This window comes from Actinosynnema sp. NPDC059797 (assembly GCF_042732085.1).
Taxonomy (GTDB): Bacteria; Actinomycetota; Actinomycetes; order Mycobacteriales; family Pseudonocardiaceae; genus Actinosynnema.
The window spans coordinates 1-9,424 of sequence record NZ_JBHWIE010000275.1; the positions used below are offsets into that span (position 1 = coordinate 1).

Here is a 9,424-nt window from a genome sequence, read left to right on the forward strand (position 1 = left end):
CCCGAACCCTCAAGGTCCAAGTGTGTCTGGTGTCCAACATCTGGGGTCAAGGCCCCACCGACCGCCTCGCCGCCGGTGGCGACCGCACGTCGCCCTCCGGGTAACAGCCGCCGGCCTCGTCGAAGGGGACGACGACGAGCACGATGAGGGCCGGATTGTCCGCACCGTCGCGCGCCGAACCGCAGTTGTCGCCTCCACGTGGGCGGAGGTGGCCAGGCGAGGTTGATCACAGATCGTGAACCCTGAGTGTCCTCTTGCCTGCTCGTGCGGTGAGGGACACCGAGAGCGGTGAATTCCGCGGTGAGCGGGGCAGGTTCCGTAGAACCTGTAGGGGTACCGGACCGGCTGGTCGTGCGAGGCGGGAGGTCGGGTCGACTCGCGGGCGGGGTGCGCCTCGTCCGTCGGTGACGCCACGTCCGGGCTCAGCGCCCGACCAACTGCGACACGTGACCAGGGGCCGGTCCCGCTCGACCGAGGGCGCCGCACCCGGGCCGCGCCCCGGCGGCACCTCACGTCGCCCGCTCGTGACGAGCACCCACTGGAGAAGGAGGCAACGCCATGCCTGTCAGTCGCCGAGTCCTGCTGCGCGCCGGCGCCGCCACCGCGACCGCCGTGGCCGTGGGGTACCGCGGCTTCGGCGTCGGCGGTGCGGCACTCGCGGATCCGGGTGTCGACAGCTCCGCCTGGCAGGAGCTGCGCCAGGCGTTGAGCCCCGCGGCCCGGCTGGTCCTCCGCGGTGATCCGACGTACTCGGAGCGGGCGGCGGTGGACAACCAGCGCTACGCCCCCGTCTTGCCCGCCGGGGTGCTGGCTTGCGCGTGCGAAGCGGACGTGCAGGCCGCCCTTCGCTGGTGCGCCAAGCACGGGATGCCGTTCGCGCCCCGCTCGGGCGGCCACAACTACGCCGGCTTCTCGACCACCACGGGCCTGGTCATCAGCCTGCGCCCGATGGACCGGGTCGAACCGCGCGGCCAGCGGCTGCACCTGGCGGGTGGCGCGACCAACTCCGACGTGTACGCCGCCCGCGGTGCGGGCCTGTACTTCCCCGGCGGGCGGTGTGGCGGCGTGGGCGTGGCCGGGCTGACCCTCGGCGGCGGCATCGGGTTCAACGACCGCAAGTGGGGCTTGACCTGCGACCGACTCGTGGAGACCCACGTCGTGCTGGCCGACGGGACCCTGGTGCGGGCGGCCGAGGACGAGAACTCCGACCTGTTCTGGGCCTGTCGCGGTGGAGCGGGCGGGAACTTCGGCGTCAACACCGCGTTCGTCTTCGACGCCGTGCCGGTGAAATCGTTGCGCGCCACCGTCTTCTCCCTCACCTTCGACCTCGACTCGAGCGAGGACGTGGTGCAGGAGTTGCAGAGCCTGCTCGACAGCGATCACACCGACGATCTCGACGTCCGGATCGGGTTCACGCACAAGGGTGACGGCACCACCCAGCTGTGGGTGCTCGGTCAACGCCTCGGGCCGAAGGAGGACCTGTTCCGCCTGTTCCGATCGCTGTTGCTGTTGAGGCCGACCAGGATGCCCACCATCGACGAGCGCGAGTTCTGGTCCGCCCAGGACTTCCTGATGGACAAACCGAGCACGAAGGACTGCTACGCCTCCAAGTCGCTGGTCCCCGACCGGTGGTTGCGCCCGGACGCCGTGGCCGCCATCGCCGAGTGGACCCGCACGTGGCAACCGGGACCCGGGCGGGCGACCGGGTTCGTGACGCTGTTCGCGATGGGCGGGGCCAGCGCCCGGGTCCGACCCGACGAGACCGCCTTCCCGCACCGCCGAGGCCGTTTCATCATCGACATCGGCACCCACTGGGCAGCCGGCACCCCCGAGGATGAGGTGAACGCCCTCCTCGCCCAGACCCGCGCCGTGCACAACACCCTCCGCCACCACCTCGTCACCGACGCGGCCTACGTGAACTTCCCCGACCCCGACCTGAGCGGCTGGCAACACGCGTACTACGGCGCCAACCACCAGCGCCTCACGCAGGTCAAACGGCACTACGACCCCACGGGGCTGTTCCGGTACCCGCAGGCCATCGGTAACTGACTGGTCCCAACAAAATGATCGACGCAGCGGTGTCGGCCATGCCCGGTGCAGATCATGTCCGGCCGTGAGGAGGGGCGAGTCGCCAGCGCGAACCCCCTGACGATCTGTGGGAGCGGATCGAGCCGTTGTCGCCGGTGGTGCCGCGCAGGAGCCGCAATCCGGGCCGGAAGTGGGTGCCGGATCGACAGGTGTGGTGCGGGACCCTGTTCGTGCCGCACACCGGGATCCAGCGGGAGTTCCTGCCCCGGGAGCTGGGGTTCGGCTCCGGCATGACCTGCCGGCGGCGGCTACGACCACGACAAGTACCGCCAATGCCTGCGCGTCAGGAGAATCGCGCTCGGATTGCCCGTGTGCCGGTGGGACGCCACCAGGTGCAGGAGCTGCGGGATCGTTCGCTGACCCCGCCCACCGCGACCGGAGATGTCCGGCCCAGTCACGCCGAGGTGCCGCGGAGCTGGGGTGCCGGCCGGCAGTGCGGTGCAGCTGTACGTGTCGGCGGCCTGGCGGCTGTGGCGGGAACTTCCGGTGGTGGCCCGATCGAGTGACAGCGAGGTCGCGCTGGCCGCACTGCGGCGGCGGCTGCCGGACGTCGACGCGGCGACCAGCTCGCTGGAGCGCATCGTGCTGGACCGCCTCGGCGACCGCGACGTCCTCGTCGCGACGAAGGACGGACTGGTGGTCGTGCTCGCGCCGGGGGAGTCCGAAGCCCCGGGCCGGGTGGACCTGGGCTCGCTGGTGCTCGCCGAACTCGACCGGCTGCCGCGGGGCAGGCCGTGGCAGGTGGCCGTGGGCCGGGCGTATCCGGGGTCCTACGGCATCGCGCGTTCGTACGAGGAGGCGCGCGAAGCGTTGACGATGGCGTCGCGGCTGCACCCCGACACCGCGGTGATCCGGGCCGAGCAGCTGCTCGTCCACCGCGTGCTGGTGCGTGACCAGCCGGCGATCGTCGACCTGGTGAACGCCGTCCTGGGTCCGCTCCGGGAGGCCCGTGGCGGGGCGGAGCCGTTCCTGGCCACCCTGGAGACCTACTTCCCCACCGGGGACGTGGCGACCGAGACCGCTCGGCAGCTGCACCTGTCCGTGCGCGCGGTCACCTACCGGCTCGGCCGGATCAGAACGCTGACCGGCTACGACCCGACCGACCCCGCCCACCGATTCACCCTCCACACCAGCGTGCTGGGAGCGAGACTGCTCGGCTGGCCCGGGAACGAGACCACCGACGGGACGTAGGAAGGTTGCCGACGATCGGCAACCTGATCAGGGACCAGTTGACCGGCCGGAGGCACTGCCGACCCCGGGTGCACGAGGCAGAGTTGGTGTCAGCCGGCCGGAATCCTCGACGAAGGAGGTTGACGTGCGTCGTGCTCCCGTTGGCGCGGAACCGGATTTCCGGAGACGTGGCGCCCACGGCGTGCCGGTCATGGAGACCGCGCAGCGGAATCGGCTCACCAGTCACCTGCCCGCGTTGAGGCTCCGGGTCTTCTCAACCCGTCACCCCGCGGGCTGGAAGCCGACGAAGAGGTGACCGCCGGGGGCGTGGCCGAGGCGCTTGCCCGCCAACCCCGCCTCCACGTGTCGGGCGTGACCCGGGCGACCGCGCTGGCCGACACGTTGATCGCCGTCGGTACGCGTGGTCGCGGCGCGTTGCGCGGGATGCTGCTCGGTTCGGTCAGCCAGGAGGCGATCGACCGCGCCCGCTGCCCGGTCGCGGTGATCGGCGCCGACCCGCTGGAGCCGGAGGACGGCGACGCGACCGGTCGGGCGGGTGCCGATCGCGAGGTCGCGGTGGCGAGGGTCGAGGTCCGGGGCCACGGCTCGTTCCCGGCCGGTGACCCGCCGGCGAACCGGTAGGGCCGCGGACTCAGCCCCGTGCGGCGCCGAGCAGCTTGGCGCGGACCTCCGCGATGTCGGTGCGGTACCCGACGATCAGGAGCTGGTCGCCGGAGCGCGTCACCTCGTGACCCGCTGGCTTCATGACGGTCTGCTCGCCCCGAACGATGGCGACCAGCGTCGCCGACGGGTGGCCGTCCAGTCCCAGATCGCTGACCGACCTGGGTTGCGCCTCCGCCTCCACGGTCAGCCAGTCGATCGCCACGGCGCCGAACACGGCGGGTGCGTCGTGGTCGCCACCGGCCGGTTCGAAGTAGACACCGGCGAGCACGGCACCGAGCGTCCGCGCCTGGAGCTCGTCGAGCTGGACGGCGCTGTCGGCCGCCTCCGCCTCCTCCTCGAACGTGTAGAGGTGACGCGTGCCGTTGTTCTGCACCACGACGACGACACGTCCGCCGCTCGTGCAGCCGACCTCGAACAGCTTGCCCAGCCCTGGCAGGTCACGCCTGCTCACCGGGACGTCCATGGCTCGACAGTGGCACATGCCCCGGTGCCGGGCAACACGTTCGCACGACCGGGGAATACTCGCTCACTGCGGATGCGCGCCCGTCCGGGGTCCTTTACGGTCCAGGGGGTCCGCCGCCTGCGGGAGGAGTTGCCGTGACCGTGGAAAGCGGTGGCGCGGCAACACCCGACGGCGGGCAGGCCCGTGCGAAGCCGTCCGTGGATTGGCAGGGGTGGACGGCCTGCGGCGCCGCGGTCGCGGGGTTCGTGCTGTGCCTGCTCGGCTGGCTGGCCGGGGGCGGCGGGTTCTCGGCGGCCTGGGCTCCGAGCCTGGACCTGCGGCTGAGCTTCACCTTCGACGGCCTCAGCGCCCTCTACGGGTTGCTGGCCACCGGTGTCGGCGCTCTCGTCTTCGCTTACGGCACGCACTACCTGACCCTCCACTTGGAGCACCAGCGCCGATCGCAAGTGGAGCGGTGGCGGTTCTGGCCGTGGATGCTGTTGTTCGCCGTCTCCATGGTGGGCCTGGCGACCGCTCAGGACCTCGTGCTGGTGTTCGTGTTCTTCGACCTGACGGCGGTGTGCTCGTACTTCCTCATCGGGTTCGACCGGGCCGACCGCGAAGCGCGGACCTCGGCGTTGATGGCGTTGCTCGTCACCGTCACCTCCGCGGTGGCGATGCTCGTCGCCGCGGTGCTGGTCCACGCGGTGCACGGCACGTTCTCCATCCCGGAGTTGCTGGCGCGGAGCGATTCCTCGACGACCACCGCTCTCGCGGGCGCGTTGCTGGCGGTGGCCGCGCTGGCCAAGAGCGCCCAGGTCCCGCTGCACTTCTGGCTGCCCAGGGCGATGGCGGCGCCGACCCCGGTCTCGGCCTACCTGCATTCGGCGGCGATGGTCGCGGCCGGTGTGCTGGTGATCGGTCGGGTGCACCCGCTGCTGGCCCGCACCGAGGCCGTCCTGACGGGCCTGCTGGTCGTCGGGGCGACCTCGGTGGTCGTGGGCGGGGTGCTGGCACTGCGACGTGACCGGCTCAAGCAGGTGCTCGCGTACTCCACGATCTCGCAGTACGGGTACGTGGTCATGATGTACGGCATCGGGGGAGCCGCGGGCAACGGCGCCGCGGCGTTCTACGTGCTGGCGCACGGCGTGGCCAAGAGCGCCCTGTTCATGACCGCGGGCGCGGTCACGACGGCCACCGGCGAGGACAGGTTGTCCCGGCTGGGCGGGCTCGGCCGCCGCATGCCCGTGCTCGCCGTCGCGGCCGGGGTGGCGTCGGCGACCCTGGCCGCGCTGCCGCTGACGGTCGGGTTCTTCAAAGACGAACTGTTGTTCACCGCGGCGTTGGCGCACGGCCCGATGACCGCTGCAGTGGCCGTTCTCGCCGCCGTCCTGACGTTCGCCTACGTCGGCCGGTTCTGGACGGCGCTGTTCCTCGGGCCCCGACGCGGCGAGGTGGTCACCTCCTCCGGCCTGCTCGTCGCCCCCGTCGTCATCCTGGCCGTGATCGCGGTGACCGGTGGTGCGGTGGTGGAGCCGTTCGCGCGGCTGGCGGAGGACGCGGCGGGGGTCTCGGCCGGAGGACCGGTCACCCTGTCCCCGGCCTATCACCTCGACGCGCGCCCGGAGAACCTGATGGCGCTCGCCGCGTGGGCGTTGGGCGGGCTGCTGCTGGTCCTGCCGCGGGTCACGAGCCGGGTGTCGCGGGCCCTGGCCGCGGCGGGGGAGCGGTGGGGACCGAGGCGGGCCTACGAGGCGGCGCTGCACGGGCTGGACCGGCTGTCGTCCGTGCTGCACGACCGCGAGGTGCGGGACCTGCGCACCAGCATCGCCGCGGTGCTCGTCCCGGCCGGTTCGCTGATCGGCCTCGCGTTCGCGGTCACCCCCACGGCCGGCGCGTACGCCATCGGCCCGGTCGCGGGCGTGGACTGGGTGATCCTGCCGCTGCTCGTGCTGGTCGTCGTCACGACCGCGGTCATCGCCGGCTCCCGTTCCCGGATCGCCGTGGCGCTGGCCCTGTCCGTGGTCGGGTTCGCGCTGGCGGCGCAGTACGCGTTGCTCGGCGCCCCGGACGTCGCGCTGGTCGCCGTCGTGGTCGAGACCATGCTGACCCTGGTCTTCGTCGCGGCCCTGGCCCGGATGCCGAAGAACGACCCGGTCCGGGACCCGGCCGTCCCGCTGCGCAGGCGACGTCGGCGCGACGCGCTCGCGGGTGTCGTCGCGGGGCTCGCCGTCTTCGTGTCGGTGTGGGGTTTCCTGTCCCAGCCGGCGCCGGACAGCGTGTCCGACGAGCACATCCGGCTGACACCGAGTGCGCACGGCGGCGACGTCGTCACGGTGATCGTGGCCGACTTCCGCGGTCTGGACACCCTGGTGGAGATCACCGTCCTGCTCGCGGCGGTGGTCGGGGTGTCCACCCTGATCCGGCGCGGGCGGTTGTGGTGAGCCCCGGGAACGGCGACGACACCCCGGACTCCGTGGTCCGGGTGGTCGCCCGGCTCCTCCCCGGCCCCAGCCTGGTGGTCGCGGCCGCGCTGATCGTCAAGGGCTACGCCGAGGTGGGCGACGGCTTCGCCGCCGGGGTGATCGTGGCGCTCGCGATCTCGATGGTCTACGTGGCACTCGGGGGCGAAGAGGCGGAATCCGCGCTGCCGTTGCTGCGCCACGCGCCGAAGCTCGCCGTGGGCGGCCTGCTCCTCGCCCTCGCCAGCGGGTTCTTCCCCCTCGCGCTCGGCCGGCCCCCGGTGACGCACCGCCCCGGCCCGGGAGAACACGTCCTCAAGATCGGCGAACTGGAGCTGTTCACCCCACTGCTGTTCGACCTCGGCGTGTTCCTGCTGGTCGTCGGCGTCCTGACGATCCTGGTGCACCACCTCGCCCGGCCGAGGGGGGAGCGCACGCGGTGACCCTCGCCTTCGCCCTCACCGCCGCCGTCCTGTTCGGGTCCGGCGCCTACCTGCTGCTCAAACGGGACCTCATCCGGATGGTGGCGGGCATCATGCTGATCTCGCAGTGCGCCGTCGCCACGCTGCTCGCGTCGAGCCTGAGCCGAGGCCAGGCGGCGATCGCGGTGCGGCCGGGTGACCCGGTGAGCGATCCACTGCCCCAGGCGCTCGCGCTGACCGCCCTGGTGATCGGCCTGGCAACGGTGGCGATGCTGCTCGCCCTGGTGCACCGGGCCGTCGTGGTCTTCCGGACCGCCGAGCAGGACGAACTGGCCGCGACGGAGTCCGAGCACGACGCCGCGCTGGAAGCGGAACGGCAGGCGGAACGCGAGGAGGTCGAGAACGGACCCGACGAGGAGTGGGAGCCGCGCACCGAGAACGGGCGGGTCCGCTGATGCTGATGTCGGTCGCGCTCCTCGTGCCGTGGGTGTCGGGTGCCCTGCTCGTCGCGTTCGACGGGCGCCGGCGCGTGGTGACCTGGCTCGCCGTCGTGGCGCTCCTGGTGACGCTCGTCGTGCTGGGCGTCCTCGCCGTCGAGGTGTTCACGGAGGGCGGCAGGGAAGTCGTGACCGGGGGCTGGGCGGCCGGCGTCGGCATCGTGCTGCGCGCGGACGCCCTGGGCGTCGCCTTCGCGTGGCTCTCGGTGCTCGTGCTGCTGGCCGGCGCGGCTCACGAGGCGGTCGGCCGGGTGCGGTCACGAACCCTCCCCGGTCTGGTCGTGCTGCTCGCCGCCGGGTTGATCGGCCTGTTCGTCACGGCCGACGTGTTCACCTTCTACGTCTTCTTCGAACTGGCCATGACCGCGTCGTACGCGCTCAGCGCCTACGGGGGCAAACGACGCCAGCTGCGGGCCGCGCTGGTGTTCACCGCGGTCAACCTCCTGGGCTCGTTCATCTTCCTGCTGTCCGTGGCCGGCACCTACCGGGTGACCGGGACCCTCGCGATGGACCAGGTCGCCCAGCGCATGCTCACCGTGAACCCCAACGCCGCGATCCTCATCGCGGCCGGGTTCTTCATCGCGTTCAGCGTGAAGCTGGGCTTGTTCCCCTTCCACTTCTGGCTGCCGACCGTCTACGCCGGCTCCCGGCCGGCCGTCGCGGCCATCCTCAGCGGCGCGGTGGCGAACATCGGCGCCTACGGCCTCCTGCGCTTCGGCGCCGGGATCTTCCCGGAACAGCTGCGGCTGACGGGAGCGGCGCTCGCCGTCCTGGGCGCCGTGTCGATCGTCTACGGCGGGGTGCTGGCCATCGGGCGCGGCGACACCGCCGAGATGCTGGCCTACTCCGCGATCGGACAGGTCGGGTACGTGCTGGTCGCGCTGGGGGTGGGCGGGCCGGTCGGGCTGACCGCCGCGGTGCTCTACAGCGTGGTCAACTCGCTGAACAAGGCGTTGCTGTTCCTGGCCTCCAAGACGCGCGGCGCGTTGGTCGCCGCCGCGTTCGCGATCGGGGCCTTCAGCGTGGCGGGGGTACCGCCCACGGCGGGGTTCGTCGGCAAGCTCGAGCTGTTCCGCACCGGGGTCGCGACCGGCAGCGTCGCGCTCGTCGTGCTCCTCGTGGTCGGCAGCGTGCTCTCGCTGGTGTACCTGTTCCAGGTCTACCAACGCCGCTTCTGGCGCGAAGAGCCGCGGCTGGTCGGTGTGCCGAGCCCCCTGCCCCAGCGGCTGGTCACCGCCGTGCCGGCCCTGCTCGTCCTGGCCACCGGCCTGTGGCCGGAACCGCTGCTCGCGCTCAGCGGTCAGGCGGTCGACGCCCTGCTGGCCGGTGCCCCCGGATGACAAGGGAGATCGGGATGCTCGCACTGCTGGTCCGCGTCGTCGTGCTCACCGCGGTCTACCTGCTGGTGCTGACGAGCCTGCACCCGGGGGACGTCGCCACCGGCCTGGTGCTCTCGACCCTGGTGGTCGTGGCAGCCGCCCGGGTGAGCTCCTCGCGGCCGGAGCCGAGCTCCTCGTTGCCGCGCCGGCTGGCCTGCGCGCCGGCCCTGATCGGAGGGACGATGGTGGATCTGGCGAAAGGCACGTGGGACACCGTGAGGTGCCTCACCGGGCGAGGTCTGCCGCACGGAGGCCTCGTCGAGGTGCCGATACCACCCAG

9 protein-coding genes and 1 pseudogene are annotated in these 9,424 nt (G+C 72.1%); 9 read left to right on the forward strand and 1 reads right to left on the reverse strand.

Features of this window, described 5'->3' with window-relative positions; translation table 11 throughout:
• The first annotated feature begins 558 nt into the window (after positions 1-558).
• From ACFV4N_RS34040 to ACFV4N_RS34055, 4 genes and pseudogenes are all read left to right on the forward strand, one after another.
• Positions 559-2,049 carry an FAD-binding oxidoreductase gene (locus ACFV4N_RS34040; RefSeq protein WP_499676769.1) on the forward strand — a complete coding sequence of 497 codons (1,491 nt, stop codon included), beginning with the start codon at positions 559-561 and terminating at the stop codon, positions 2,047-2,049.
• A 104-nt stretch (positions 2,050-2,153) separates the two neighbouring features.
• Positions 2,154-2,339 (forward strand): annotated as a pseudogene (locus ACFV4N_RS34045) (transposase); the annotation flags it as partial.
• A gap of 169 nt (positions 2,340-2,508) precedes the next feature.
• Positions 2,509-3,279 carry a PucR family transcriptional regulator gene (locus tag ACFV4N_RS34050; protein ID WP_499676770.1) on the forward strand — a complete coding sequence of 257 codons (771 nt, stop codon included), beginning with the start codon at positions 2,509-2,511 and terminating at the stop codon, positions 3,277-3,279.
• A 306-nt stretch (positions 3,280-3,585) separates the two neighbouring features.
• Positions 3,586-3,900, forward strand: a complete 315-nt coding sequence (locus ACFV4N_RS34055) for a universal stress protein (RefSeq protein WP_499676771.1) — start codon at positions 3,586-3,588, stop codon at positions 3,898-3,900.
• Positions 3,901-3,910: 10 nt separating this feature from the next.
• Here the strand turns inward: ACFV4N_RS34055 and ACFV4N_RS34060 are convergent, their stop codons facing one another.
• Complete coding sequence (locus ACFV4N_RS34060; protein ID WP_499676772.1) at positions 3,911-4,405, reverse strand: cation:proton antiporter regulatory subunit; 495 nt, start codon at positions 4,403-4,405, stop codon at positions 3,911-3,913.
• Between the two features lie 134 nt (positions 4,406-4,539).
• On the opposite strand from ACFV4N_RS34060, the gene mbhE reads away from it, so the two are divergent.
• From mbhE to ACFV4N_RS34085, 5 genes are all read left to right on the forward strand, one after another.
• Positions 4,540-6,828 carry a hydrogen gas-evolving membrane-bound hydrogenase subunit E gene (gene mbhE, locus ACFV4N_RS34065; RefSeq protein ID WP_499676773.1) on the forward strand — a complete coding sequence of 763 codons (2,289 nt, stop codon included), beginning with the start codon at positions 4,540-4,542 and terminating at the stop codon, positions 6,826-6,828.
• Positions 6,825-7,289: an MnhB domain-containing protein gene (locus ACFV4N_RS34070; protein WP_499676774.1), complete on the forward strand. Its 465-nt coding sequence runs from the start codon at positions 6,825-6,827 to the stop codon at positions 7,287-7,289. Before mbhE ends, ACFV4N_RS34070 begins: the two co-directional genes overlap by 4 nt.
• A complete protein-coding gene (locus tag ACFV4N_RS34075) occupies positions 7,286-7,723 on the forward strand; it encodes a sodium:proton antiporter (protein ID WP_499676775.1) in 438 nt (145 codons plus the stop codon). The genes ACFV4N_RS34070 and ACFV4N_RS34075 overlap by 4 nt, the downstream gene beginning before the upstream one ends.
• A 5-nt stretch (positions 7,724-7,728) precedes the next feature.
• A complete protein-coding gene (locus ACFV4N_RS34080) occupies positions 7,729-9,105 on the forward strand; it encodes a complex I subunit 5 family protein (protein ID WP_499676776.1) in 1,377 nt (458 codons plus the stop codon).
• 14 nt (positions 9,106-9,119) lie between these two features.
• Positions 9,120-9,424: Na+/H+ antiporter subunit E (locus tag ACFV4N_RS34085; RefSeq protein WP_499676777.1), on the forward strand; the 305-nt coding region annotated here is incomplete at its 3' end.